Raw genomic sequence first — 25,130 nt, forward strand, 5'->3', positions numbered from 1 at the left:
TCTGGCACGTCGGTTGCAATTAAGAAAGCAGTGGAATGCGCTTTCGAGGTAAGGATGAAACGACACTATATTTTTGCCAGCCATGGCAGCTTTGCTAACGGTTTGTTGAACTCCGTGGAACTGATCCTCGGTAAACAACCCGATATACATACCTTGTGTGCCTACGTGGAAGAAGAGGCCGATCTGACGCAGCAGGTGGAAGCGCTAGTGGCGCGTTTCCCGGCGCAGGATGAGTTGATCGTGATTACGGATATTTTTGCCGGTAGCGTGAATAACGAGTTTGTTCGTTTTTTATCTCGCCCACATTTCCATTTATTATCCGGTTTAAATCTGCCGTTAATTATTGACTTGCTGATTTCCGCAGCGGAAGACGATACCGAAAAATTAATTACCGAGGCATTAACAAACGCCAAAGAGAGCATTCAGTACTGCAATCAAACGATTGCCAGCGCGATGACTATGGATAAAGACTTCTGAAATGAGGAAGCATGATGATTACATTATTAAGGGTAGACCATCGATTACTTCACGGCCAGGTGGCCTTTTCCTGGACCCAATATGTCGGCGCCGATTGTATTTTAATCGCCAACGATAGCGTCCCTGGCGATGAGTTGCGGAAAACCACCATTAAGCTTGCCAAACCGCCCTCGGTGAAGCTGGTGATTAAAAATATAAATGATTCTATTGAGGCAATAAAAAGCGGGGTTACCGATAAATATAATTTATTTATTGTTGTGGAGTCGGTTAATGACGCCTGGCGTGTTGCCAGCGCCATCGACGAAATAAAAAGCATAAATCTTGGCGGAATAAAGGCTAAAGAGGGCAGTAAAAATATCTCTAAGGCGATTAATTTACTGCCGACAGAAATAGAACAGCTACAACAACTGGTGGGCAAGGGCGTCGAAGTGGAGATTCGCCAGGTCCCGAACGATCGCAAACAGCTTTTTGCGGAATGCGTGTAATTCCGGAGGACAGATTATGGTAGAGGCTCTCTTACTGGGTCTGGTGGCGTTTATCGCGCAATCGGAATATGCCTTAGGGACGTCGCTAATTTCACGGCCTATCGTCACCGGGCTGCTGACCGGGCTGGTGCTGGGGGATGTACAGACCGGCGTCATTATGGGCGCGACGCTGGAGCTGGCGTTTATCGGCTCTTTCTCCGTTGGCGCCTCGATCCCGCCCGACGTCGTGACCGGCGGTATTCTCGGCGTGGCGTTCGCCATTACCTCTGGCGCAGGCACAGAAACGGCGTTGCTGCTTGGCCTGCCTATCGCCACGCTGACTTTGATCCTGAAAAATATCTATCTGGGGATGTTCATTCCAATGCTTAGCCAGAGGGCGGACGGGTATGCGGAACGGGCGGATCTCCGCGGCATTGAGCGGATGCATTTGATTGCCGGATTCGGCCTGTCGCTGATGCTTGCCGCGGTGGTCACCGTCTCATTCCTGGTGGGCAGCAACGCGGTGAAATCCCTGCTCGATACGATCCCGGAATTCATCAAACATGGGCTCAGCGTCGCCACCGGCATCATCCCGGCCCTCGGCTTCGCGATGCTCGCCAGGCTGCTGATTAACAAGAAAGTGGCGCCGTATTTTTTCCTCGGTTTTGTGCTGATGGCCTATTTGAAAATCCCGGTGACCGGTATCGCCATTCTCGGCGCCATCGTGGCGGTGGTCATGGTTAACGTCACCGCATTGAATTCACCTCGTATCACGACAGAACAAGGAGTCAGCGATGACGACGAAGATGATTTCTGAAGAGACCCTGCAGCCGCAGGCGCAGGAAGAAACCCGGATTACGCCGCGCGATTTACGCCGGGTGTTCTGGCGCTCTTTCCAGATGGAGTTCTCGTGGAACTATGAGCGGCAGATGAATCTCGCCTTTGTTTACGCGTTGATCCCGGTGCTGAAGAAGCTCTATCCGCGCAGAGAGGAGCTGGCCGCAGCGCTGAAGCGGCATCTGGTTTTTTTCAATACCACGCCGCATATCGTCACCCTGCTGTTGGGGATCACCACGGCGATGGAAGAGAAAAACAGTCAGCAGAAAAACATGGATGCCACTGCGATTGATAACGTCAAAGCCTCACTGATGGGACCGTTAGCCGGGCTGGGTGACTCTTTCTTCTGGGGGACGCTGCGCCTCATCGCCACCGGGATCGGCACCAGCCTGGCGCTGAAGGGCAACATCCTCGGGCCGATCCTGTTTCTGCTGGTGTTTAACGTGCCGCACATTCTGGTGCGCTGGTGTTTTACCCGCTGGGGCTACGTACTGGGCACCGGGGTCCTGCAGCGGATCCAGAAGAGCGGAATGATGGAGAGCCTGACCTACGGGGCGTCGATTATCGGTCTGATGGTAGTCGGGGCGATGACCGCTTCAATGATCGATATCACCATTCCTCTCTCCTTCGGCGCCGGGGAGGCCAAAACCCAGGTACAGGACATTATCAACGACATTCTGCCCTGCATGCTGCCGTTGGTGAGTTTTGGCATCGTCTACTGGCTACTGGGACGGAAAGTTAAACCGCTCTCAATTATTGGCGGCATGGCGCTGGTGGGCATTCTGGGTTCGTGGATCGGATTGTTTTAACGGGAGTGAGCTATGCGACCAACAATGATGACATATATCAGTGAAGAGCCGGCCTGCCTGGCGCAGATCCTGCGCGACTACCGGCAAAAGCTGGCGCCGATTGAAACCTTCGCCCGCCAGCACCCGGTACGGCGAATATTATTGCTCGCGACCGGATCGTCGCTGAATGCCGCGCTGTGCGCGCGCTATTTCTTTGAGCAACGCTTCGGTGTGCTGCTTGACATTAAAGAGCCGTACAACTTCACCCATTACGACGCGATCGACCCGCATGCCGATCTGGTGGTGGCGATTTCACAGAGCGGAAAAAGCGCGTCGACGCTGGAGGCGATGCGTAAGGTACAGGCTTCCGGCAAGTCGGTTTTCGCCCTGACCTCAGATCCGCAAAGCCCGATAGGAGGCGCTAGCGATGGCGTTCTGGATATTAATACCGGGATCGAGAGCGTAGGGTTTGTGACCCGCGGCTTTAGCGCGACGGTGCTCAACCTGTTGCTGATAGCGCTGATCATTGCTCGTAAGCAGGAGAAAGCCAGCGAGGTCGAGGAGCAGCACTATCTCGCTGAATTGCAGCGGCTGGTAGCGGCGATCCCGGAGGTTATCGTCCGCACCTCGCGCTTTATTGACCGCCATAGCGAAACGCTGCGCAGCGGCGAGCGCTTTGTCGCCACCGGCTACGGCGCGCTGGTTGGCGTGGCGAAGGAGTTCGAAACCAAATTTACCGAGACGGTGCGCGTGCCTTCCAGCGGCTTTGAGCTGGAAGCCTATATGCATGGCCCCTATCTGGAAGCCAATGCCCGCCATGTGATGCTGTTTATTGAAGATACGCCGGACGCGCGAACCCGGGCGCTGCGCGACTATCTGGCGCCGTCCATTGGCCGGGCCTTTACCCTGACGCTGGGTGACGAAGAGGATGCTCAAACGCTGGCGCTAAACTGTCCGTGCGAGCATCACCTGGCGCCTCTGCTGCTGATTGTCCCAGTGCAGATGCTCGCCTGGCATACCGCAGGACTGAAAGGCATCGATCTGGCTAAACGTATTTTCGACGATTTTGACCGCGTCTTAAAAAGTAAAATCTGAATATTCAGGAGAAAACTATGTTGGGTTTTAATCAGGACGAGTACCTGACCAGTGCTCGCGAGATCATCGCCGCGCGTAAACAGGCTGAAACCGTAGCCGACGATATTTATGACAGCGGCTGTAGCGCATTATTTTTTGCTTCGGTAGGTGGTTCCCTGGCGCCGATGATGGCAATTAATGAATTTGCCAAGGAATTAACCAGCGTGCCGGTATATCTTGAACAGGCCGCGGAGTTAATCCATCGCGGACATAAAAAATTAAATAAAGATGCGGTTGTCGTTACGTTATCTAAATCCGGCGATACCAAAGAGTCGGTCGCCATTGCCGAATGGTGCAAGGCACAGGGGATCCGCGTGGTAGCTATTACTCGTCACGCCGACTCGCCATTGGCTGCCGCCGCCAGCTGGCATATTCCGATGTGCCACAAAAATGGCGTGGAATATGAATATATGCTGCTGTACTGGTTATTCTTCCGCGTCATTTTTCGTCACGGCGAGTTTGCTGATTATGCGCGATTTGCCAGCCAGCTCGAGTTACTGCCGGAAAATCTCCTGCAGGCGAAACGCCAGTTCGATCCCCGAGCGGATAGCATTGCCGCGCAATACCATGACTGCGACTATATGATGTGGATTGGCGGCGCGGAAATGTGGGGCGAGGTCTATCTGTTCTCAATGTGTATTCTCGAAGAGATGCAGTGGAAGCGGACGAAGTCGGTGAGCTCCGCTGAATTTTTCCACGGCACCCTGGAGCTGCTGGAAAAAGAGGTTCCGCTGTTTCTGGTGAAAGGCGAGGGGAGATGCCGGGCGCTGGACGAACGCGTCGAGCGTTTTGCCGAAAAAATAACTGACCATCTGGTGGTTATCGACCCGCGCGACTATCCGCTGAACGGCATTGATGACGCGTTCCGCTGGATTATGGCGCCGTGCGTGGTGTCCACCCTGCTGGTGGACCGGCTGGCGGCCCACTTTGAACACCATACCGGCCACGACCTCAATATCCGCCGTTACTACCGGCAGTTTGATTACTAAGCCGTGTTGATGGCGGCCAGCCGGGCTGGCCGCCATGCTATTCTCCGAGGCGCTTCCCAGAAAATTGTCGTCAAACCCAACCGGGTAAAAACCGGTGATAGAGTCCGGCTTACCTTCTCTTTCAGGCAAGCGGATGGCCATGAAAAAACGGATGACCTCGACGCCGCACGATGCGGTCTTTAAGCGATTTCTTCGTCAACCGGAGACAGCGACTGATTTCCTCACCCTCTACCTTCCCGAAGCGATCCGTCAGCGGTGCGATTTCTCTACTCTGAGGCTGCAATCGGCGAGCTTTATCGATGAGGATCTGCGCGCCTGGTATTCAGATGTCCTCTGGTCGGTGCAGACCACCTGCGGCACGGGGTATGTTTACGTGGTGATAGAGCACCAGAGCTCACCGGATAGCCATATGGCCTTTCGCCTGATGCGCTATGCGATTGCCGCAATGCAGCGCCACCTGGATGCCGGGCACAAAACGCTGCCGCTGGTGGTGCCGATGCTTTTTTATCACGGTGCAACCAGTCCGTATCCTTTTTCCCTCAACTGGCTGGATGAATTTGCCGACCCGCAGCTGGCGAAGACGCTGTATGGCTGTCCGTTTCCATTGATCGACGTGACGGTGATGCCGGACGATGACATCGTGCAACATCGGCGAGTCGCCTTGCTGGAGCTGATGCAAAAACATATTCGCCAGCGCGATCTCAGCGGCATAACGGAGTCGTTGGCGGCCGTTGTGATGCTGGGATACACTAACCGTCGGCAGTTGAGAATGCTGTTTCACTATATGCTGCAGTACGGTAATACGGCCGAGCCGGGCGTGTTTCTCCGCCGGCTGGCCCGCCGTCTGCCACAGTATGAGGAGACATTGATGTCTATCGCGCAAAAGCTTAAGCAGGAAGGTCGGCAACAAGGCCGACTGGAAGGCCGGGAAGAAGGGCACCTGGAGGGCTTGCAGGAAGGCAGCCGACGCGAGGCGCTGCGCATTGCCGGCAGTATGTTACAGAATGGCCTCGACAAAGAGATGGTACAGAAGATCACCGGACTGTCGGCTGATGAACTACAGCCGCTGTGTGGTTAACGTCCTGCCACGACAACCGCTGCCCGGCACGAAAATCCGCCGGGCAGGATTGCGTTAGCCTTCGCTTTTCACCACTTTGATCTCCACCATGCCGATCCCCAACTGACGCGGGGAGTGGCCGAGGATATTGCCCTCGTTAGTGGTTTGCGGGTCCGGCGGGGTGATGATCAGCGTGTTGCTGCGCGTTGGGTTGTCAAAATGCAGCGTCGTGGTAGTCACGTCATTATCCAGAGTGAGCACTTGCTCACTTTCTCCAACTCGCACCGGAATCGGCTTATTAGCGTTTGGGCCATAAGCTTTGGCGGTGATCACCAGATCAAATTTCTCCGGTAGCGGCTCTTTATATTCAATCTTCACGTCGCTGCCCAACTGAGCATTGGACCACCGCCCCCACGACTCGGGACGCGAAATACCGCTGAACTGTTTAACCTCTTCCGGGGCGCCAGCGACGTTAAACACGAAGCTGTCGGCCTTATAGCGAATATCGTTGTCGACAATTTTCAGCGTATCGACGTTGCCCTTATAGCGCTCCATATCGATAAGGGTGTCCCTGAAGGCGGTCTTGCCGTGCCACTGCGGCTTATCAACGTGCTGGACCTTCTGCTCACCCCCCAGCTGTCCCTGCGAGACGCACCAGTCGGTGGAGAGCGCCAGCTCAGGCGACCACAGCTGGCCCATTTTATAGCAGCGATCGACCCACACGAAATTATCCCGTGGCGCGAAATCGGCCAGCTGGAAGCGCAGCGGCGCAGAGTATTCACTCTCCGGCAGCGGTTCTACGCGCTGGTCAGATACCCGCAGCAGCAGCGGCAGACGGAAATGGCTGCCGGAGAAAGCGATCATATTTTTCTGCGAGTCGATGGTGAAATTCTTCATTTCTTTGGGGAAATTCCACAGGCGGATCACGTCAGGCTTCCATGCCAGGACTTTCTCTTTCATATTCATGAAAATACCGGAGAGCGACTGGCCGGAGAGGCTGCTACGCCCGAGGCCGATATAGTTATCGCCGCCGAGAATATCCAGCACCGTCGCGCCGTTATCCATGGTGTTGCGTTTCACCGCCAGGGTCTCCTGCTGCGGTTTATCGCCGCGCAGGACGAAGAACAGATTGCTGCGATCGTGCTTGTTGAGATAATCCCAGGCGCTGTTCTTCATGGCCAGGTGATCGGAAGAGACCACGATGACCGTGTTTTTGAAATAGGGTGAGGCTTTAATCTTCTCTATCAGCGCGGCGATATGTTCCTGACTGCAGCTAACGGCGCTGAAAGAGAGGTTTTTCTTGCCGTCCACAGCATAGCGTTTACGCTCGCAGGTGCGTGAGATAAAACCGTCGGGATGGTGGGTATCCACCGTCAGGGCGAAGAGCGAGAAGCGTTTCCCGGACTGCGACAGCTCTTCGAATTTTTTCCAGGTCTCGTCGAGTACGGTGTCGTCATAGAAGCCCCAGTCGTTGCGGTAGGTAGGATCCGCCACCGTAGTTTTTAGCTCTTCCGCCCCGTACAGATGATCGAAGCCGTGGGATTTAAGAAACACGTCTTTGCCGGCAAAGCGCAGGTTAGCCCCCTGCACAAAGTAATTCTCGTAACCGGAGTTCTTCAGAATATCGCCAAGGCAAATATTCTGTGGAAAGAAGCTGGAGACTGAGGCTGAGGCATTACCTTCGAACGGCGCGAACAGCGGAATGCCGCACTGTGAGGCGACCATGCCGGCGATAGTGTAATCGGTCCCCGGCAGCTGCATGGTATTGCTGAAATCAATGGCCTCATCTTTAATTCTGCCAAGCTCAGGGGTGAGGTTGGGGAAGGCGTCGTTATCAAAATAGGTGCGCTCGAGACTTTCGCCATAGATATAGACCAGGTTCAGCTGCGGATTGTCGATTTGCTTCGACGGCTCTTTATAGTACGCGGCAAAGTCTGGATCGCCCTCGCGTGACTGGGATTTCACCAGCTCGCTGATCTGATGGAAGGCCGGGCTGGCATCAACGGAGGCCAGCGCCAGCAGTAGCGCCGCCAGGCTGTAACCGACGTGATGAGGATGATGCCGACGGCGGCGCAGCACCCAGCCGAGGGCGCCAAAGACGGCGACCAGTGCGACGGCCACGCCGACCCCCGGCAGTATATATTTGCCGATCCCGGCGCCGGTCAGGCTGTTGGTCAGAGTGTAGAGTACCGCGTCGTTGATGCCGTCGCCGGTGAAGTAGTCACTGGCGTAGAGGGTGATATTCAGCACCACGAACAGGCCTAACACCGTGAGCGTGGCGGCAAACCACCAGGTGTTACGACCCGCTTTCCAGGCATACAGCACCACCGAAGCTAAAAATAAGGCGATGGATAACAACTCTGACACAGCTCATCCTCATTAATGCCAGTTATCGGCTGGCAGAACAGATTACTTTTCAAGCCCCACTGTAATTGCAGCGCCATCTTGCTGCAATTCTAGCGTCATGAAAGTGTGCAGTTATTCAGAATTGGTTTAGAGGTTGCCTTTTTTGATCGGCATCGCATCGGGTGAAATGGGAAAACGGAACAGGAAAACTGCAAAAAAAAGCGTTTCAGGCCGCGGCGCCGCCGCGAAGGCAACAAATGCGGCCTTGTCAGTCAGGATCAGGAGAGGAAATTAACACCCTGTTTTAAGACCAGATCGCAGGCTTTGGTTTTTACCTGTTTCGCCAGCGAGCTATTGCCGAGCGTATTCAGGTCCAACTGCTGGCCGTTTTTGCTGTTGAGCAGCCCCTGCAGGCCATCCAGATAGCTGGTGTCCTGTTTTTGTTTTTCCGGCGTGCTAAGCCCCAGTTTATCCAGCACCTGATTTTTGACGTTATCGGCGCTGGTCAAGGAGGCCAGCTTCTGTTTCGCGCAATATGACAGGATCCCGGCCGCATTATTCATGCTGCTGGCGGTCAGGGATTGGCTGCTGCCGTTAAGCAGGCTGGTTAGCGAGGAGACGGACATGCCGCCGCTGGCCTGGGCGTTACTGCCGCTGAGCTGGCTGGCAGCGCTGTTAAGGGAATCCTGCCAGGAGGCGGCGTGGGCGCCAGAGAGGGTAAACGCGCTAACGGCAAGCGCGGCAACAACGCTATTTTTAAACGATTTCATAGACGGACTCATAAGCGTGACTGAATAATCGCTTTAGTATAACGCCGTCGTCGCCCGGAAATCTCTTAATACTCCTTGCCTGTAACGCGGTGCCGGTAACTTTCCCAATTGAAGATAACCCACAGGCTGTTGCCGAGCCGCATACGGTCCATCACCCGCTCGCCGAGCAGTTTGTTCATCTCTTCCATATTGCTGTTGGTGAGCATCCCGGTAGGTCGTTTGGAGGATGAGCGCCGGTCAACTATCTGATTGATAATGACCTTTTCATAGCGAGACTCCGTCTGCATCCCAATTTCATCGATCACCAGCAGGTCGACCATGCTGAGGTCGTTAAGCAACTGCTCTTCGCTCGTTTCCCGGTTGCCGAAGGTATCTTTCATCGCCGACATAATATCGGCCACGGTGATGATTAAGACCGACTTCCCGCGCAGCAGCAGCTCGTTGCAAATGGCTGCCGCCAGGTGGTTTTTGCCAGTGCCCGGTTTACCGGAGAAGATAAAGCTGGCGATATTGCCATCGAACTCTTCCACGTACTGGCGCGCCCGGGCGAGCGCATTCATCTGCCCCTCGCACTCGACGCGATAGTTATCAAAGGAGCAGTTCTGATGCAGCGGGCGGATCCCCGAGCGGTTGAAGGTGCGCTGCATTTTCATCGCGCGATTCTCTCGCTCCAGCGCTTCGGAACGCAGCCGGCCTTGCTCTTTTTGCCAGGCCAGCAGCTCTTCGCCGGTTTTAAACGCCGGTTCAATATGTGCCGGCATCATTTTCTGCAGGCGTTTCATCAGGTCGCCAACGTTTTTCATGCTCATCCTCGGAAACCTCGCGGAATATGGCTGTCGGGTTCGCTAACGCTGTTCACATCGCGCTTCGGCTGTCCGCCGTTGCTGGCGCGGCTGATTTGCACGCTACGCGCCAGCTTCTGCTGCCACTGCACGTGGTGAAAGACTTTACCTTCCGCCTGCCAGTAAGCGACGAAAGCGGCCAGCTCTTCGGGGGTAACCGGCTGGCTCAGGGCAATGCCCCACAGCGCGGCCAGGCGCTGAAAATCGGCGTCAGGCTGCCATCCGGCGTACATAGCAAATTTGCCCATCGGCACCGCAACCGGCGCCGCGGCGGGCTCCTCGAAAAACTGCGGGTCAAGCGCGATGTCGCTGCCGGGGCGCGCCAGCCTGGCTTCCAGCTCCAGCAGTTGCGCCAGCCGCGCTGGCGTCAGCGCATAGAATGCCGGCGCGTTATTGGCAAAAACGGCAACGGTGCCGTCAGTCGATTTTGCCAGCAGCGCCGCGTGCTGCTGGAGGAACTCTTCCAGGCCGCTAAAATGGGAGGTTAAAATTCGCGAAGACATAACTCTATCTCAACTCTGAACTGCAAAGAGTGGGGTGATCTGCACATAGTAGCACAGAGGCCATCGCGGAAGGAGCGTCGCGGATTAACCGCGACGTCGGGGTTAGACGCGAGGACGCTTACGATACAGCCACAGGCCGGGTATCGACAGGCCAATCGAAAGGGCGCCCACAATCGAAGAGGCCTTTAAAAAATTGCTCAGCAGCAAAATCATCATCTCTTCCGAATAACCAAAATGACTGATTTTTACCGCGGAAATCATCGCCGTGTAGGCTGAGATGCCAGGAAACATCGGGATCACGGCGGCGACGGTAAAAATCTTCGGATGCGCCAGATACCAGCGCGACCATTGAATGCCAATGCTGCCCACCAGCAGAGCGGCGAGAAAGGTGGCCCATTCAATGTTAAAACCGGCGCTCATCATGATCATACGCGAACCATGGCCAATCGCCCCCAGCAGCGCGCACCAGCGCAGAGCGCGCTGAGGGACATTAAAGACCATCGCAAACCCGACGGCGGGGATCGCCGCCAGCAGCATGTCTTCCGCCAGCGCAAAAATAAATGAGATTATGCCCATCCGCGCAGCCCCCATACGGTCATGGCCATCACCACGCCAATGCAGGTGGCGAGGGTTAGCAGGCTGGCAATCGCCCAGCGGGCGAGTCCGGTATTGATATGCCCTTTAAACATATCGGCGACGGCATTGATTAATGGAAAACCCGGGACCAGCAGCAGAACGCTGGCGGCCATGGCAATGGTCGGCGTGCTGGCAAACGCCGGGAGGCGCAGCAGCAGCCCGGAGATGGTGGTGGCGACAAAGGCGGTGATGCAGAAGTTGATCTGCGGATGCATGGAGCGATGGGTCAGCATCTGGCGAATGTACATGGCTACCGTGCTGGCGCAGAAGCTGACCAGCGCTCCATCCCAACCGCCGTTATTCAGTTTGCAGAAACAGGCGCAGGAAAGACCCACCATCAGCACCAGCAGCCAGCGCGGATAGCGCAGGGGAACGATCTGCGCAAAACGCTTCTCGACGTCGCGATAGTCCAGCAGCTTATGCTCGGCGAGGATCACAATGTGCTGCACTTCCGTCACCACATGCATATTAATGCCGCGATCGACATTTTTGCGCGTAGAGGTAAGACATTCGCCATTTTTAATGGTGGTCAGGACGATGGCATTCGAAGAGATGGCGCTTTCAACGCTGTCCATCCCCAACGCCAGCCCGAGACGTGTTGACAGTTCCTCCACCAGCGCACTCTCGGCGCCGTGCTGTAACAGAAAAAGACCACACTGGATGCATAAACGTGTGATTGCCCGCTGCTGTGTCCGATCAACCTGCATACTTCCTCTATTGTTCACGACGCCTGGTATCTGCCGATACTTTAACCTGAAGCGCAGTGGCGGCTGAGGGGGGTGGGATCAAATAATGTGCAAAAATTCCCAGTCTGCGGGGCGGCAGAATTTGAAGCATCCCACACTTTTGCCAGTTTGGTGAAAAGTGCAATTTTTGTCGCCATTCATCCCTTCTTTTTCCCCACTGTCTTATCAAAAATGCAGAAAAGCACTTTTATTAAACAAAAATTATACAAATAATTAACCCTGCAAGAGTGAGACATCCCTATGAAGACACAGGTCGCGATTATTGGCGCGGGCCCCTCCGGGCTGCTGCTGGGGCAGTTGCTGCACAACGCCGGGATCCATACCGTGATCCTTGAGCGTCAAACGCCGCAGTATGTGCTGGGGCGCATCCGCGCGGGAATTCTGGAAAGCGGTACCGTCGATCTGCTACGCGAAGCGGGCGTGGCGCAGCGGATGGATGCCGAAGGCCTGGTGCATCATGGGGTGGAGTTTCTGTTTGACGGCCAGCGGGTGCCCGTCGCACTGAGCGAGCTAACCGACGGTAAGAGCGTAATGGTTTATGGCCAGACCGAAGTCACCCGCGATCTGATGGCTGCCCGGGCCGCCAGCGGCGCGCCGATTGTCTATGGCGTGAGCGAGGTGGCTATCCATGACGCCAAAAGCGACCGGCCGACGATCACCTACCTCAGCGAAGGGGAAACCTGCCGTCTGGAGTGCGATTTTATTGCCGGTTGCGACGGTTTCCACGGCGTATCGCGGCAAAGTATTCCAGCTGGCATTTTGCAGACCTACGAGAGCGTGTGGCCTTTTGGCTGGCTAGGCCTGCTGGCGGATACGCCGCCGGTCAATCCGGAGCTTATTTATGCGCACCATCAGCGGGGGTTTGTATTGTGCAGTCAACGCTCACTGACCCGCAGCCGCTATTATCTGCAGGTTCCGCTGAGCGATAAGGTTGAAGCATGGTCGGACGAGCGCTTCTGGCAGGAGCTGAAAAGCCGCTTGCCGGAAGAGCTGACATCCAGGTTAGTGACTGGTCACTCACTTGAGAAGAGCATTGCCCCCCTGCGAAGCTTCGTCGTGGAGCCGATGCAATATGGGCGGTTGTTCCTGGTGGGGGATGCGGCGCATATCGTTCCGCCAACCGGGGCGAAAGGATTAAATCTGGCGGCATCGGACGTGAACTATCTGTGGCGGATTCTGCGTGAATACTACCATCGTGGCCGCAGCGATCTGCTGGCGGCCTACTCGCAACTGGCGCTGGATCGGGTCTGGAAAGGGGAACGCTTTAGCTGGTTTATGACCCGCCTGCTGCATGATTTTCCGGATCAGAACGCGTTCGACGCTAAAATGCAGGCCGCCGACCGCCGCTACTATCTGGGCTCGCGCGCCGGGCTGACCACCATCGCGGAAAACTACGTGGGCTTGCCCATGGAGCGTGTCGCCTGAATTAAGAGGAGTCATCATGCCGTTCGTTCAAAACGTGCCCGTATTTAAGCTGTATGGCGAAGAGTGCGGCTGGCCGACGCCGGACCTGCTGCACTGTGAGTCGATTTTACAGCGCAGCAGCCTGTATCAGTGGCATATTCGCGTCCATCAGCATGCGGAAATGGTCCAGCTTCTCTATCTGCATCAGGGGCGGGCGGAGATCGAAATTGAAGGCGCCACCGCGGTGATGACGGAGTCCTGCATCCAGGTGGTTCCCGCCCTCTGTATTCACGGGTTTAATTTTTCACCCGGGACGCAAGGGTTTGTGCTCTCTCTGGCGCTGCCGCTGCTGAGCCGGTTTGAAAATCAGTTCGGTCGCCCTCTGGATGTGCTTAGCGTGCCGCAGTGTGTGCCGGTGGGCCGTTCTCGTGGGCGCATGCATACGCTGTTTTCAGCGCTTCGCGAGGAGTACTGCGAAGAGCACGATGCGCGAGAAATGATGCTCTATTCGCTGCTGGGGACGCTGTTGGTCTGGCTGAACCGACAGTGCCATCCCGCGTCCCCCGCGGAAGATAAAGCGGAGCGGAAGCGCAGCATGATGCGTCACTTCGCCCGCCTTATCGAGAGCCACTACCGACAGCATCTCCCGTTGGCGGAGTATGCGAAGCTGATTGGACTGTCGGTTACGCACTTAAATTATTTATGTCGTGAGTTTTATGGCTGTAGCGCTCTTGGAGTATTGCATCAGCGGTTGATGCTTGAAGCGCGACGCAATCTGCAGTACACCCGCATGACGATTACACAACTCTCTGATTATTTGGGGTTTAGCGATGCAGCCTATTTTTCGCGTTTTTTCCGTCGCTATAGCGGTATGTCACCCAAAGCATTTAGAGAAACAATTAAAGATAATGCTTCATAATGTTCAGTACTGAAATTATTTTTGCTAAATAATGTTTTTATCTTTTCTAATTTATTAGCGCAGGAACGTCTGTGTTAATATTAATCGCAAGTATACACGGCAATAATATTTTACACGGTATGACCACGGTTCGGTCGTTACGTATATCGTGTGCGCAGGCCATGAATATGATTTTAATATTCATCCAGGAAATGATATGGCGATAAAGTCGCTCGCCGATCGTTTGCAGGCAAGCGAAGGAACTTCGACAGGAAGCGGAGGTGTTATGTTACCAGGACAAGGTAAGTTTGGCGTCGTTATTAGTAAAATTCCCGTCATGCAATCAGGGTTAAAGGTGATCTTCAATGAGAACCTCCCTGATTACGAACTGAGTTTTTGTCGTTCTCATGATGAGCTCACCCTTTTACAACTGCGGCGGGCGGTGCTGGTTGTCGCGGATATCTCCGGCGAGATTGCGCACCCCCGAGCCGTCTGCGAGCGTTATTACTCCCTCATGACTCAGTACCGTGATATTCACTGGGTTTTTATGGTCAGCGACAGCCTCTATCCGTTGGCCGTTGAGCTATTAATTCGTTCTGAAAGCTCGTTGATCTCCGAGAGCGAGCCGGTTAACCGGCTGATTGAGGTGATTTGCGCCGGTAGCCGTGCGGCTGAACAGATTAGCCGTACGCTGTTTGCCGGGGATGAGGACAGCGATTTCGCAAGCTACCACTCTGCGGCGATGCTCACTCTTTCAGAGCGTAAAGTTCTGCGCCTTCTGGCGAAGGGGTGGGGAATAAACCAGATCGCCGCGCTGTTGAAAAAGAGTAATAAGACGATCAGCGCGCAGAAAAACAGCGCAATGCGTCGCTTATCTCTACGCAGCAACGCTGAAATGTATGCCTGGATCAACAGCGCGCAGGGAATGCAAGAGCTGAATATCAATTCAGCTTACGGGGAGCAAATGGAATGGAAAAAAATAGTACAACCCGCCATGTCGCCATCGTAGAAAAATGCGTGATGACGGAAATGGCATGGCGCTATATCTTTAGTCGTGAAGATAATCGCCGTTATCATATTCATCTGTTTAAAAATGTCAGTATGCTCAGGGCGGCGGAAATACCGTTTCCCTGGTCAACCATTATTTTTTCTCTTTCGGGAAGTCGTTCTTCACGAGCCGAGAGTCTGCTCTTTGTTCATGAAATGGCGCGGTGCCGGCCGGAAGTCCAAACGATTATTCTGGCTAATAATGAAAGTGAAATGCACCTGATCGGCCATCTTATGCCGGCCTGTTTGCACGGCATACTGAATAAATCCGCGCCGCGACGCGGGCTACAGGAGCGTTTGCTGCAGCTACTGGACAATCATCATCTCAGCGGCAGCGAACAATTTTGCGACAGAGAGGCGTGCAACGATCCGCTAAGCCCGACGGAGCACGCCATCCTTCGGTATATGTCGTGGGGATATTCGCTTTCTGATATTGCGATACAGCTCAACCGGAATATTAAAACGATCCGCGCGCATAAGTTTAACGCCATGACCAAGCTCGGAGTTCGCTCAGACATTGGTTTATTAAACGCGGCGGATATCCTGTTGCATTTACCGCTCAATAGTACGACCAGCGCCGTTAAACAGGTAGCGTAATGCGGCTATAAACACACATCTACCCATGTTGCATCGGTGAGCTGCGCCATGCGTTCTGGTTCAATGCGAACCGCGCTATGGATGGCTCCCGCTGCGGGTAGTACTTCCTGATAATGTCTGAGAGAGACGTCGCAGTAGACTGCCAGCGGATTTTCCAGACCAAACGGGCAAACGCCGCCGACCGGATGACCGGTCCAGGTAACCACTTCATCGCTGCTTAGCATGCGTGCTTTCGCGCCAAAGGTCTCTTTCAGCTTTTTATTATCCAGCCGCGCATCGCCCCTGGCGACGATCAGTACAATCTTATCTTTGATCTTGAGCGACAGCGTTTTGGCAATTTGCCCCGGCTCAACGTTGTGTGCGGCAGCGGCAAGTGCGACGGTGGCGGTACTCTGATTTAACTCAATAATTTCGATATCGGGGGCGTGTTCGGCAAAAAACTGCCGTACAGACTGCAGACTCATTGGATTCTCCTGATTTAAGCCTGGTTAAATCTGTCACAAGCCTGGCGGAGTGTAAATATCAGCGCGGACAATCCAGATTCTTTCTATTTTGTCGATCTCCTTCACAATCGCCGTAACCGGTTACTGTAACCGGTTGCGGTTATCTGCATTGAGATGAATACTGGAACAGTCACTTCTCCTTTTATTTATAACAAAAGAGCCGTGTATGAATCGTTGCCTCATGAGCAGTATAGCCGGTTGCACATCCGCCAGCGGCCTGCTGCGTCAAAAAGCGGTCATCGTAACGGCAGGGTAATCGTTGTTGGGCCAGTATCAATAGCCTGTCAGGAGGGCTACTATGTCTGCTAACCATGCTGCGTTTAATTTGATATTTCGCTTTGTAGAAAATTACATAAGCCCCATAGCAGGGCGGATCTCGTCGCAGCGCCACGTCATGGCTATCCGTGACGGATTTATCTCAGCGATGCCGTTTATGATCGTCGGATCGTTCCTGTTAGTGTTTGCTTATCCACCGTTCTCACCGGATACCACCTGGGGTTTTGCCCGCGCCTGGCTGGATCTGGCGAAAGAGTTTGAGGGGCGTATTCTGACCCCCTTTGATATGACGATGGGGATCATGTCGATCTACATTTGCGCGGCAATCTCCTATAACCTCGGTAAGCATTACGAGAAATCCAATCAGCTCGATCCCTTTATGTGCGCAATGCTGTCGATCATGGCCTTTTTGCTGATTGCCGCGCCGAAGACCAGTGGCACGCTGCCGGTGGATAGCCTCGGGGGGACCGGGATCTTTACCGCCATCCTGGTGGCGATCTACTGCGTGGAGATGATGCGTTTCTTGAAAGCGCACAACATTGGGATCCGCTTGCCGGACCAGGTTCCGCCGATGATCAAAAACTCGTTTGATCTGTTGATCCCGGTGCTGGTGGTCGTGCTGACGCTCTATCCGCTGAGCCTGTTTATCCAGCACCATTTTGACATGCTGATCCCGCAGGCCATTATGGCCATTTTCAAGCCGCTGGTTTCGGCAGCCGACTCTCTGCCGGCAATTCTGTTGGCGGTGCTGATCGGCCACCTGCTGTGGTTTGCCGGGATCCACGGTGCGGCGATCGTGTCCGGGATGCTGCAGATGTTCTGGCTGACTAACCTCGGTATGAACCAGCAGGCGCTGGCCCAGGGCGCGCCTCTGCCGCATATCTTTATGGAGGCGTTCTGGACCTTCTTTATCGTGGTCGGAGGTTCCGGGGCGACCATGGGACTGGTGTTCTGTTATCTGCGCAGCCGTTCAGCGCATTTGCGCTCCATTGGTCGTTTGAGCGTGGTGCCAAGCCTGTTCAATATCAACGAGCCGGTGATCTTTGGGACGCCTATCGTCATGAACCCAGTGTTCTTTATTCCGTTCCTGCTGGCGCCGATGGTGAACGCGGTGCTGGCCTGGGCGGCAATGAAGCTGGATCTGATTGGCCGCGTCATCTCCGTCGTACCATGGACGGCGCCAGCGCCAATTGGCGGCGCCTGGGCGCTGGGCTGGGATTTCCGGGCGGCGATTCTGGTCATTGTTCTGGCCTGCGTGTCGGCAATCATCTACTTCCCATTCTTTAAGGTATATGAGAAACAGCTGCTTGCTCAGGAAGCGGAAGAGGCCGAGCGGGCGGAGCAGGAGAGTCAACAGACCGCATAAATAGCAACGGGCGGTAAAGGCCGCCCGTTACTTTTCAGGTAAGTGGTAATTATTTAAGCGTACAGTCGCCGCACTGTTGGACATCCGGCAGGCGATAGCGCTGACAGCAGGTGCGTCGGACTAACTGCCCTTCACGCAGCATCACCGTTCGCCACAGCGGGTTATCCTGGCCATCGGCGAGTTGTTTTTCAAAAAAACAGTGCTGACGTAGCGCGGCAAGCCGCTCATCACCCAGCAGCGCGCGCATTTCCCCAAGATACCAGTTAATCAGATAGCCGGTATTGCTCCAGATAAGTTTGCTATTGATTTCGCCCGTCGCTGCCAGCGCCTCAACAACCGGCTGCAGGGTGCGCGTTACCAGGGTATCCATTCGCGCCTGCGGTGAAAGCCTCTCGATGTCGGCATCGCTATGCACATCAATCCAGAAGCAGGCCGCCCGGCCGCTTTCATGAAATTCGACATGGAAATGTTCTGGCGCCAGGCTGAGGCCTTGCGGTTCATTGAGCAGCGCCAGCATCAGCGGCGGCACCAGCAGACCGATATACCATTGCGCCCAGAGCGAGAGCAGAGGCTTCTGTTCCCGAGGCAGCGTCGGCTGATGACGATAGATATGATCGGACCAGGTGGCCAGCAGGGAGCGCAAGGCGATGGGTTGCGACCATTCGGCAAGCGTTAACGCGTGCCGTGGGGCGGGTTCGTCAAGTCGCAGGAAATCAAGCAGGTGTGGACGCAGGGTGGCGATTTTTTCCCGAATACTCTCCGCCAGGGCATGCTCAGCCGTCGGCAAAGGAGCCCGCCAGATAAGTTCATCGCTGAGAGGAAGGGAACGCCAGGCCATTCGATTTCCAAATACAAATCTAAATGATAATGATTACTGATATTAGTTGCTTGCAGGCGGCATGGCAAGGCTTTTATCGGCGCCGCGATGTCGCAGCGCGCGCAGGTCAACTGGCAAGAATAATGTTGCGGCCTTTATTTTTTGCCTCATAGAGTGCGCCGTCGGCGCGCGCCAGCGCTTGTTCAATGTTGTCATTAATGAGCGGCGTCAGGCCAATACTGATGGTGACGTTGGTGGCGACGCTTTCATTAAACATATGCGGGATCTTCAGGTCATAGACCCGCTGACGTATACGTTCGGCTGTCTTCCAGGCCGTTTCTTCGCTGCTATTGGTCAGCAGCACCATAAACTCCTCTCCACCAAAGCGGGCGACAATATCGCGTGAGCGTACAGCGTTGCGAATGGCAGCAGAGACGCGAATAAGCGCCTGGTCACCCATCATATGACCATAGTGATCGTTATAGGCCTTGAAGTGATCGATATCGAGGAGCAGCACGTAGTGGTTGTCGCCGTCCAGCGCCAGCAGGGTATCGAGGCGGTTCTGCAGTCCGCGGCGATTATACAAACCGGTCAGGGGATCGAGCATACTGAGATCGTTGAGCGTATTGCGTTCATGCATCAGTTTATCCATTAAACCCTGCGTAAAGGCATCGCTGCGCTTCTGGATAATATTTTGCAGGGTAATACCGGCTATAGGCAGCATAAAGCAGTAAGTCATACGCAACCATTGTTCCCCCTCCGCCATTATCAGGCAGGCAAGGAAAGTTGGTAAAGAGTGGAGGGTAAAGGCAGTGATATTATTGGAAAAAGCGATGGTGCCGATAAACAGAATGCTTAATAGGGCGATCACCAGATAGTTAAAATGCGGCGGTGTCAATAGCATCGCTTTTGTCACTACGTGCCATGCCCATAGCATGCCAAATAACAACGAGATAGTGGGAATATTTATTTTCGATTGCGGCCATTTCCAGTGCCAGAGCAGCAGCAGCCCGCTGCAGACGACGATCAGGGCGCAGGGCAGCGTAAAACGAACTACCGTAAATAGGGGGGTTACCAGCGACAGCGAGGAAGAAATGAAATTAAGCAGTAAAAAAAGCCGTAAGGAATATTGATATTTTTGTGCGTAGTGTGCTCGCCAGGTTTGTGCAGTCATATCGGAAGAATCATTATTAGTCGTTAAATTTCAAAATGATGAAAGCCAAAAATGAAGAGTCTGATAACAATGTGCAAAAAAAGGTTATTTGCAAAATAAGCAAAATATTTAATATATATCGATAATCCGCTTAATTTATCACCTTCATGAATGTATGTCATTACCGCGAACGTAAAGAAAAAGGGGCAGAGCACGTCGCAAATGACAAATGATAAAGATTATCATATGATATTGGTTATCATTATCGTTGTGAGAGGTGAAACCATGCTGCAGCGAGCATTAGGAAGCGGCTGGGGAGTGATGATTCCCGGCGCGCTAATTGTCGCTCTCGGGTATGCCGGAGTGTCGGCTGACGTATGGCGGGTACTGGTCGCGGTGGGCATGCTGATGTCCGCGGCGATGATCTGGCATCGTCAATTGCGCCATTTTATCCTGCTGCCATCGTGTGTCGCGTTGATCGGCGGAATAATGCTGATGATTGTGGATATTAAACTGAGAGGATAATGCCGGGAGAGGGAAGAATATTGGTGCGAGGGGGGGGACTTGAACCCCCACGTCCGTAAGGACACTAACACCTGAAGCTAGCGCGTCTACCAATTCCGCCACCTTCGCACAGTATTCTTTCTTTGGGATATTGCCTCGTTGGTGCGAGGGGGGGGACTTGAACCCCCACGTCCGTAAGGACACTAACACCTGAAGCTAGCGCGTCTACCAATTCCGCCACCTTCGCCCAGTGCGAGCAATATCTTCGTGGATTATGGTGCGAGGGGGGGGACTTGAACCCCCACGTCCGTAAGGACACTAACACCTGAAGCTAGCGCGTCTACCAATTCCGCCACCTTCGCATACCATCGATACTCTGAAAGTATCGTTACCACGGAGGCGCATTCTAGTGGTTTTCGGCGACACGTCAATAGTTAATTATGCAGGTTGTATCGATTGCTGCAAAAATGGGCGGATTTGCCCGCGGGAAGCGCCAGCGGTACCAGGAGCGGGCCGCCGGCGTGAAAAGACGATTATTTTTTCGCCTGACGGGTCATAATGGTGCGATAGACCTTAAAGCGCCCGGTCTGGGCGATCACCTCATGGAAGCCGAACGTCTCATCCAGCACCTGCGGATACGGCAGGAAGGCGTTGGCGACAATGCGCAGCTCGCCGCCGCTGTTCAGATGGCGAACCGCGCCGCGGATCAGCGCCTGGGCGGCTTCGAGACTGGTCTGCAGGCCGTCATGGAATGGCGGGTTGGAGATGATCATGTCGAAGCGACCATTGACCTCGGAGAAGACGTTGCTGGCAAACACATCGCCAGCCAGGCCGTTGGCGGCAAGCGTCGCGCGGCTGGCTTCGACCGCCGGGGCGCTGACGTCGCACAGGGTGAGGCGCACTTTCGGTGAATGGCTGGCCAGCGCGGCGGCCAGCACGCCCGCGCCGCAGCCGACGTCGAGCACTTTCCCTTTGGTATGCGGCTCGAGGGTGGAGAGCAGCAGCTGGCTGCCGACGTCCAGACCGTCGCGGCTGAAGACGCCCGGCAGGGTTTTTATCGTCAGATTATCCAGTGTGTATTCGCCCCAGAATGCGTCGGCGTCGAAGGTCGGCTGCTTTTCCAGACGGCCATGATAGAGGCCACAGCGGCGGGCGCTATCCACTTTGTTTAATGGCGCGTATTCAGCCAGCATCTGCTCCGCGCTGCGGACGCCGCTGCGGTTTTCACCGACGACGAAAATGTCGCTTCCCACCGGCAGCAGAGAGAGCAGGTTCATCAGCTGGAACTGCGCCTCTGGTTTGTTCTTTGGCCAGTAGTAGATCAGGGTGTCGCATTCGGCGACGTCAGCGGCCTCAGCCACTAAGCTAAAACGGACGGTGTCACCCATCTGGCGGTTGAGGACCTGCCAGTGGTGGAACTGTTGGGTGTGGGCGCGGCTGGCCGCGGTATCCAGACGCGCAGGCAGGTCATCCTGCAGGTCACCGGCAAACAGAACGCGGGCGGACTCGAAATCATCACTGTGGCGCAGCAAGACTTCACTTGCCGGGGTAAAAGCGGACATGAAACACTCCTTCATTAAGACTGGCGCCGATTATAGTAGTTTGTTGGCGCAGATACGACGGATTTGCTATATTGCGCGCTTGTTTAACAGGAGTGTTTCGCTATGACATCCCGACGAGACTGGCAATTACAGCAGCTGGGCATTACCCAGTGGTCGCTGCGCCGACCGGGGGCGTTGCAGGGCGAAATCGCTATCTCGCTTCCTGAACATATTCGTCTGGTGATGGTGGCGGAAACCCCGCCGTCGCTGACAGAGCCGCTGATTGGCGACATATTACGCGCGCTGGCCGTGACGCCAGATCAGGTCCTGCAGCTGACTCCGGAGCGGGTGGCGATGCTGCCGCAGGACAGCCGCTGCAACAGCTGGCGGTTGGGCACAGAGGCGTCGCTGCCGCTGGCGGGCGCCCAGGTGTCCACCCCCGCTTTTGATGAACTCCAGACCAGCGCGCCGGCTCGCAGGGCGCTCTGGCAACAAATCTGCGCACATGAACACGATTTCTACCCTCAGCACGGCTGATTTAACCAAAGCCTGGCACATCGAAAAACGCGCCCACGCTTTCCCGTGGAGCGAACAGACTCTGGCCAGTAACCAGGGGGAGCGCTATCGCAACTATCAGCTGTCGGTAGATGGCGAAATGGCGGCTTTCGCTATTACGCAAGTGGTACTGGATGAGGCGACGCTGTTCAATATCGCCGTCGATCCCGCGTACCAGCGCCGCGGCCTGGGGCGAGCGCTGCTGGAGCATGTCATTGATGAAGTCGAAAAACTCGGCGTCGTCACGCTGTGGCTGGAGGTGCGAGCATCCAACGTTGCCGCCATCGCGCTGTATGAGAGCGTAGGTTTCAATGAGGCAACCATCCGCCGCAACTACTATCCTACGGCCGACGGACGCGAAGACGCCATTATTATGGCTCTGCCAATCAGTATGTAACACAAGGTGATACGATGAAATGGGACTGGATTTTCTTTGATGCCGATGAAACGCTGTTTACGTTTGATTCTTTCAGCGGCTTGCAGCGGATGTTTCTCGACTACAGCGTGACCTTTACCGCCGAAGATTTTCAGGACTATCAGGCCGTGAACAAGCCGCTATGGGTGGATTACCAAAACGGCGCCATCACCTCGCTGCAGCTGCAGCACCAGCGTTTTGACAGCTGGGCGGAACGTTTGAATGTGCCGCCCGGGGAACTCAACGACGCGTTTATGAATGCGATGGCGGAAATCTGTGCCCCGTTGCCGGGCGCGGTCTCGCTGCTCAACGCGCTGCAGGGCAAGGTCAGAATGGGCATCATCACCAACGGCTTTACCTCGCTGCAGCAGACTCGTCTGGAGCGGACAGGTTTACGCGATCACTTTGATTTGCTGATTATTTCTGAACAGGTGGGTGTCGCCAAGCCGGACGCGCGTATTTTCGATTATGCGCTGGCGCAGGCGGGTAACCCACCGCGCTCGCGGGTGCTGATGGTCGGTGATACCGCCGAGTCGGATATTCGCGGCGGCGTGAACGCCGGACTGGCGACCTGCTGGCTCAATGCGCATCAGCGCGAGCTGCCGGCGGATCTCGAGCCGGACTGGACGGTGACCTCGTTAAGCGAACTGGAGCAGCTCCTGTGTAAACACTGATTGCCTCCCCCCCGTTGATGGGTAAAATAGCCGCAATTTTTCGTATTCCACATGCGTGGCCCATGGCCGCGTTTACTTAGAAGATTAATTATGACGTTGTCTCCTTATCTGCAAGAGGTGGCCAAACGCCGCACTTTTGCCATTATTTCTCACCCGGATGCCGGTAAGACCACCATCACCGAAAAGGTGCTGCTGTTCGGACAGGCGATTCAGACCGCCGGTACAGTAAAAGGTCGTGGTTCCAGCCAGCACGCGAAATCCGACTGGATGGAGATGGAAAAGCAGCGTGGTATCTCGATCACCACCTCGGTAATGCAGTTCCCGTATCATGACTGCCTGGTGAACCTGCTGGATACCCCGGGGCACGAAGACTTCTCCGAAGATACCTACCGTACCCTGACGGCGGTGGACTGCTGCCTGATGGTGATTGACGCGGCAAAAGGCGTCGAAGATCGGACCCGTAAGCTGATGGAAGTCACCCGTCTGCGCGATACGCCGATCCTCACCTTTATGAACAAACTCGACCGTGATATCCGCGATCCGATGGAGCTGCTGGATGAAGTCGAGAACGAGCTGAAAATCGGCTGCGCGCCGATTACCTGGCCTATCGGCTGCGGCAAGCTGTTCAAAGGCGTTTATCATCTCTACAAAGACGAAACCTACCTGTATCAGACCGGTAAAGGCCACACCATTCAGGAAGTGCGTATCGTGAAGGGGCTCAACAACCCGGATCTCGACGCGGCGGTGGGGGAAGACCTGGCGCAGCAGCTGCGTGACGAGCTGGAGCTGGTGCAGGGGGCGTCGAATGAGTTCGACAAAGATCTGTTCCTGGCCGGGGAAATCACCCCGGTCTTCTTCGGAACCGCGTTAGGTAACTTCGGCGTTGACCATATGCTGGATGGCCTGGTGGAGTGGGCCCCGGCGCCGATGCCGCGCAACACCGACACGCGTGAAGTCACCGCCACGGAAGAGAAATTCACCGGCTTCGTGTTTAAAATTCAGGCCAACATGGATCCGAAACACCGCGACCGCGTGGCTTTCATGCGGGTGGTGTCCGGCAAATATGAAAAAGGCATGAAGCTGCGTCAGGTGCGTATCGGCAAGGACGTAGTGATTTCCGACGCGCTGACCTTTATGGCGGGCGATCGCTCGCACGTTGAAGAAGCGTACCCAGGCGATATCATCGGCCTGCATAACCACGGCACCATTCAGATTGGCGATACCTTTACCCAGGGCGAGATGATGAAGTTCACCGGTATTCCGAACTTCGCGCCGGAACTGTTCCGTCGTATTCGCCTGAAGGATCCGCTGAAGCAGAAACAGCTGCTGAAAGGGCTGGTTCAGCTCTCTGAAGAGGGCGCGGTCCAGGTTTTCCGCCCGATCGCTAATAACGATCTGATCGTTGGCGCCGTCGGCGTGCTGCAGTTTGACGTGGTAGTAGCGCGTCTGAAAAGCGAATACAACGTGGAAGCGATTTACGAATCGGTCAACGTGGCCACCGCGCGCTGGGTTGAATCTACTGACGTGAAGAAGTTCGAAGAGTTCAAGCGGAAAAATGAAGTTCAGCTGGCGCTGGATGGCGGCGATAACCTGACCTACATCGCCCCGACAATGGTCAACCTGAACCTGACGCAGGAGCGTTACCCTGACGTGGTGTTCCGCAAAACGCGCGAGCACTAATCCCTGACGAAGCGCGGCGCAGGCCGCGCTTTTTTCTGGTTACGCCCCCGTTCCCTTCCTTCTGGAAAGTTCTTAAAACACCGCTAATTCGTCTGTTTTTTATCCATATCC

The 25,130-nt window shown here is 55.0% G+C and carries 28 protein-coding genes and 3 tRNA genes; 17 read left to right on the forward strand and 14 right to left on the reverse strand.

Going from position 1 to position 25,130, the window contains the following annotated elements; genetic code table 11:
* Positions 1-54: 54 nt before the first annotated feature.
* The 7 genes from KHQ26_RS09160 to KHQ26_RS09190 all read left to right on the forward strand — a co-directional run bounded on the left by KHQ26_RS09160 (position 55) and on the right by KHQ26_RS09190 (position 5,767).
* Positions 55-477: a PTS sugar transporter subunit IIA gene (locus KHQ26_RS09160; RefSeq protein ID WP_020805199.1), complete on the forward strand. Its 423-nt coding sequence runs from the start codon at positions 55-57 to the stop codon at positions 475-477.
* Between the two features lie 14 nt (positions 478-491).
* On the forward strand, positions 492-962 hold the full coding sequence (locus tag KHQ26_RS09165; RefSeq protein WP_020805206.1) for a PTS sugar transporter subunit IIB: 471 nt from the start codon (positions 492-494) through the stop codon (positions 960-962).
* A 16-nt stretch (positions 963-978) separates the two neighbouring features.
* Positions 979-1,758: a PTS mannose/fructose/sorbose/N-acetylgalactosamine transporter subunit IIC gene (locus KHQ26_RS09170; protein WP_004177513.1), complete on the forward strand. Its 780-nt coding sequence runs from the start codon at positions 979-981 to the stop codon at positions 1,756-1,758.
* The gene (locus KHQ26_RS09175) at positions 1,736-2,587 is read left to right on the forward strand and encodes a PTS system mannose/fructose/sorbose family transporter subunit IID (protein WP_004146068.1); all 852 of its coding nucleotides are present in this window, start codon (positions 1,736-1,738) and stop codon (positions 2,585-2,587) included. The genes KHQ26_RS09170 and KHQ26_RS09175 overlap by 23 nt, the downstream gene beginning before the upstream one ends.
* 12 nt (positions 2,588-2,599) lie before the next feature.
* The gene (locus KHQ26_RS09180; RefSeq protein WP_004222497.1) at positions 2,600-3,661 is read left to right on the forward strand and encodes an SIS domain-containing protein; all 1,062 of its coding nucleotides are present in this window, start codon (positions 2,600-2,602) and stop codon (positions 3,659-3,661) included.
* A gap of 17 nt (positions 3,662-3,678) precedes the next feature.
* Entirely contained in the window at positions 3,679-4,689 is a 1,011-nt protein-coding gene (locus KHQ26_RS09185; protein ID WP_004178531.1) for an SIS domain-containing protein, read from the forward strand.
* A 133-nt stretch (positions 4,690-4,822) separates the two neighbouring features.
* Positions 4,823-5,767 carry an Rpn family recombination-promoting nuclease/putative transposase gene (locus KHQ26_RS09190; RefSeq protein WP_019705595.1) on the forward strand — a complete coding sequence of 315 codons (945 nt, stop codon included), beginning with the start codon at positions 4,823-4,825 and terminating at the stop codon, positions 5,765-5,767.
* A gap of 54 nt (positions 5,768-5,821) precedes the next feature.
* On the opposite strand, the gene opgB is transcribed toward KHQ26_RS09190, so the two are convergent.
* The 6 genes from opgB to KHQ26_RS09220 form a co-directional block, all read right to left on the reverse strand.
* Positions 5,822-8,113: a phosphatidylglycerol--membrane-oligosaccharide glycerophosphotransferase gene (gene opgB / locus KHQ26_RS09195; RefSeq protein WP_032410797.1), complete on the reverse strand. Its 2,292-nt coding sequence runs from the start codon at positions 8,111-8,113 to the stop codon at positions 5,822-5,824.
* 257 nt (positions 8,114-8,370) lie between these two features.
* Positions 8,371-8,862 (reverse strand): DUF2501 domain-containing protein, encoded by a 492-nt coding sequence (locus KHQ26_RS09200; protein ID WP_020805213.1) that lies wholly within the window; start codon positions 8,860-8,862, stop codon positions 8,371-8,373.
* A 65-nt stretch (positions 8,863-8,927) separates the two neighbouring features.
* Positions 8,928-9,665, reverse strand: a complete 738-nt coding sequence (dnaC, locus tag KHQ26_RS09205) for a DNA replication protein DnaC (protein ID WP_002887623.1) — start codon at positions 9,663-9,665, stop codon at positions 8,928-8,930.
* 2 nt (positions 9,666-9,667) lie between these two features.
* Entirely contained in the window at positions 9,668-10,207 is a 540-nt protein-coding gene (gene dnaT, locus KHQ26_RS09210; protein WP_002887624.1) for a primosomal protein DnaT, read from the reverse strand.
* A 102-nt stretch (positions 10,208-10,309) separates the two neighbouring features.
* On the reverse strand, positions 10,310-10,783 hold the full coding sequence (locus KHQ26_RS09215; RefSeq protein ID WP_002887631.1) for a threonine/serine exporter: 474 nt from the start codon (positions 10,781-10,783) through the stop codon (positions 10,310-10,312).
* Positions 10,774-11,550, reverse strand: a complete 777-nt coding sequence (locus KHQ26_RS09220) for a threonine/serine ThrE exporter family protein (protein ID WP_002887636.1) — start codon at positions 11,548-11,550, stop codon at positions 10,774-10,776. The genes KHQ26_RS09215 and KHQ26_RS09220 overlap by 10 nt, the downstream gene beginning before the upstream one ends.
* A 279-nt stretch (positions 11,551-11,829) precedes the next feature.
* Here KHQ26_RS09220 and pobA point away from each other — a divergent pair, with 279 nt between their 5' ends.
* From pobA to bglJ, 4 genes are all read left to right on the forward strand, one after another.
* Entirely contained in the window at positions 11,830-13,014 is a 1,185-nt protein-coding gene (pobA, locus tag KHQ26_RS09225; RefSeq protein ID WP_004146057.1) for a 4-hydroxybenzoate 3-monooxygenase, read from the forward strand.
* Between the two features lie 16 nt (positions 13,015-13,030).
* The gene (locus tag KHQ26_RS09230) at positions 13,031-13,912 is read left to right on the forward strand and encodes a helix-turn-helix domain-containing protein (RefSeq protein WP_020805204.1); all 882 of its coding nucleotides are present in this window, start codon (positions 13,031-13,033) and stop codon (positions 13,910-13,912) included.
* Between the two features lie 265 nt (positions 13,913-14,177).
* Positions 14,178-14,900 carry a helix-turn-helix transcriptional regulator gene (locus KHQ26_RS09235; protein ID WP_020805203.1) on the forward strand — a complete coding sequence of 241 codons (723 nt, stop codon included), beginning with the start codon at positions 14,178-14,180 and terminating at the stop codon, positions 14,898-14,900.
* Positions 14,861-15,535: a DNA-binding transcriptional activator BglJ gene (bglJ, locus tag KHQ26_RS09240; protein ID WP_002887647.1), complete on the forward strand. Its 675-nt coding sequence runs from the start codon at positions 14,861-14,863 to the stop codon at positions 15,533-15,535. The genes KHQ26_RS09235 and bglJ overlap by 40 nt, the downstream gene beginning before the upstream one ends.
* Before the next feature lie 5 nt (positions 15,536-15,540).
* Here the strand turns inward: bglJ and KHQ26_RS09245 are convergent, their stop codons facing one another.
* On the reverse strand, positions 15,541-15,999 hold the full coding sequence (locus KHQ26_RS09245; RefSeq protein WP_004151383.1) for a YbaK/EbsC family protein: 459 nt from the start codon (positions 15,997-15,999) through the stop codon (positions 15,541-15,543).
* A 337-nt stretch (positions 16,000-16,336) separates the two neighbouring features.
* On the opposite strand from KHQ26_RS09245, the gene KHQ26_RS09250 reads away from it, so the two are divergent.
* Positions 16,337-17,680: a PTS sugar transporter subunit IIC gene (locus KHQ26_RS09250; RefSeq protein ID WP_020805215.1), complete on the forward strand. Its 1,344-nt coding sequence runs from the start codon at positions 16,337-16,339 to the stop codon at positions 17,678-17,680.
* Positions 17,681-17,729: 49 nt separating this feature from the next.
* Here KHQ26_RS09250 and fhuF read toward each other — a convergent pair whose 3' ends face one another.
* The 3 genes from fhuF to KHQ26_RS09265 all read right to left on the reverse strand — a co-directional run bounded on the left by fhuF (position 17,730) and on the right by KHQ26_RS09265 (position 19,865).
* Entirely contained in the window at positions 17,730-18,518 is a 789-nt protein-coding gene (gene fhuF / locus KHQ26_RS09255) for a siderophore-iron reductase FhuF (RefSeq protein ID WP_049026167.1), read from the reverse strand.
* Between the two features lie 106 nt (positions 18,519-18,624).
* Positions 18,625-19,671, reverse strand: coding sequence for a GGDEF domain-containing protein (locus KHQ26_RS09260; protein ID WP_002887653.1), 1,047 nt, complete (start codon positions 19,669-19,671; stop codon positions 18,625-18,627).
* A 23-nt stretch (positions 19,672-19,694) separates the two neighbouring features.
* On the reverse strand, positions 19,695-19,865 hold the full coding sequence (locus KHQ26_RS09265; protein WP_004221147.1) for a hypothetical protein: 171 nt from the start codon (positions 19,863-19,865) through the stop codon (positions 19,695-19,697).
* Positions 19,866-19,935: 70 nt separating this feature from the next.
* Between KHQ26_RS09265 and KHQ26_RS09270 the strand changes: the two genes are divergently transcribed.
* Positions 19,936-20,175: a DUF1435 domain-containing protein gene (locus tag KHQ26_RS09270; RefSeq protein ID WP_002887654.1), complete on the forward strand. Its 240-nt coding sequence runs from the start codon at positions 19,936-19,938 to the stop codon at positions 20,173-20,175.
* A gap of 21 nt (positions 20,176-20,196) precedes the next feature.
* Here KHQ26_RS09270 and KHQ26_RS09275 read toward each other — a convergent pair.
* The 4 genes from KHQ26_RS09275 to rsmC form a co-directional block, all read right to left on the reverse strand.
* Positions 20,197-20,283, reverse strand: a tRNA-Leu gene (locus tag KHQ26_RS09275).
* Positions 20,284-20,314: 31 nt separating this feature from the next.
* Positions 20,315-20,401, reverse strand: a tRNA-Leu gene (locus KHQ26_RS09280).
* Positions 20,402-20,429: 28 nt separating this feature from the next.
* Positions 20,430-20,516: transfer RNA gene (locus tag KHQ26_RS09285), tRNA-Leu, on the reverse strand.
* A 171-nt stretch (positions 20,517-20,687) separates the two neighbouring features.
* On the reverse strand, positions 20,688-21,716 hold the full coding sequence (rsmC, locus tag KHQ26_RS09290) for a 16S rRNA (guanine(1207)-N(2))-methyltransferase RsmC (protein ID WP_004177499.1): 1,029 nt from the start codon (positions 21,714-21,716) through the stop codon (positions 20,688-20,690).
* Positions 21,717-21,818: 102 nt separating this feature from the next.
* Between rsmC and KHQ26_RS09295 the strand changes: the two genes are divergently transcribed.
* From KHQ26_RS09295 to prfC, 4 genes are all read left to right on the forward strand, one after another.
* On the forward strand, positions 21,819-22,232 hold the full coding sequence (locus KHQ26_RS09295) for a DNA polymerase III subunit psi (RefSeq protein WP_004146046.1): 414 nt from the start codon (positions 21,819-21,821) through the stop codon (positions 22,230-22,232).
* Positions 22,201-22,647: a ribosomal protein S18-alanine N-acetyltransferase gene (gene rimI / locus KHQ26_RS09300; protein WP_002887706.1), complete on the forward strand. Its 447-nt coding sequence runs from the start codon at positions 22,201-22,203 to the stop codon at positions 22,645-22,647. Before KHQ26_RS09295 ends, rimI begins: the two co-directional genes overlap by 32 nt.
* 14 nt (positions 22,648-22,661) lie before the next feature.
* The gene (yjjG, locus tag KHQ26_RS09305) at positions 22,662-23,339 is read left to right on the forward strand and encodes a pyrimidine 5'-nucleotidase (RefSeq protein ID WP_004146044.1); all 678 of its coding nucleotides are present in this window, start codon (positions 22,662-22,664) and stop codon (positions 23,337-23,339) included.
* 90 nt (positions 23,340-23,429) lie between these two features.
* Positions 23,430-25,019 carry a peptide chain release factor 3 gene (gene prfC, locus KHQ26_RS09310; RefSeq protein WP_002887711.1) on the forward strand — a complete coding sequence of 530 codons (1,590 nt, stop codon included), beginning with the start codon at positions 23,430-23,432 and terminating at the stop codon, positions 25,017-25,019.
* Positions 25,020-25,130 lie beyond the last annotated feature (111 nt).

It is taken from the genome of Klebsiella sp. 10 (assembly GCF_018223925.1).
GTDB classification, from domain to species: Bacteria; Pseudomonadota; Gammaproteobacteria; order Enterobacterales; family Enterobacteriaceae; genus Klebsiella; species Klebsiella pneumoniae.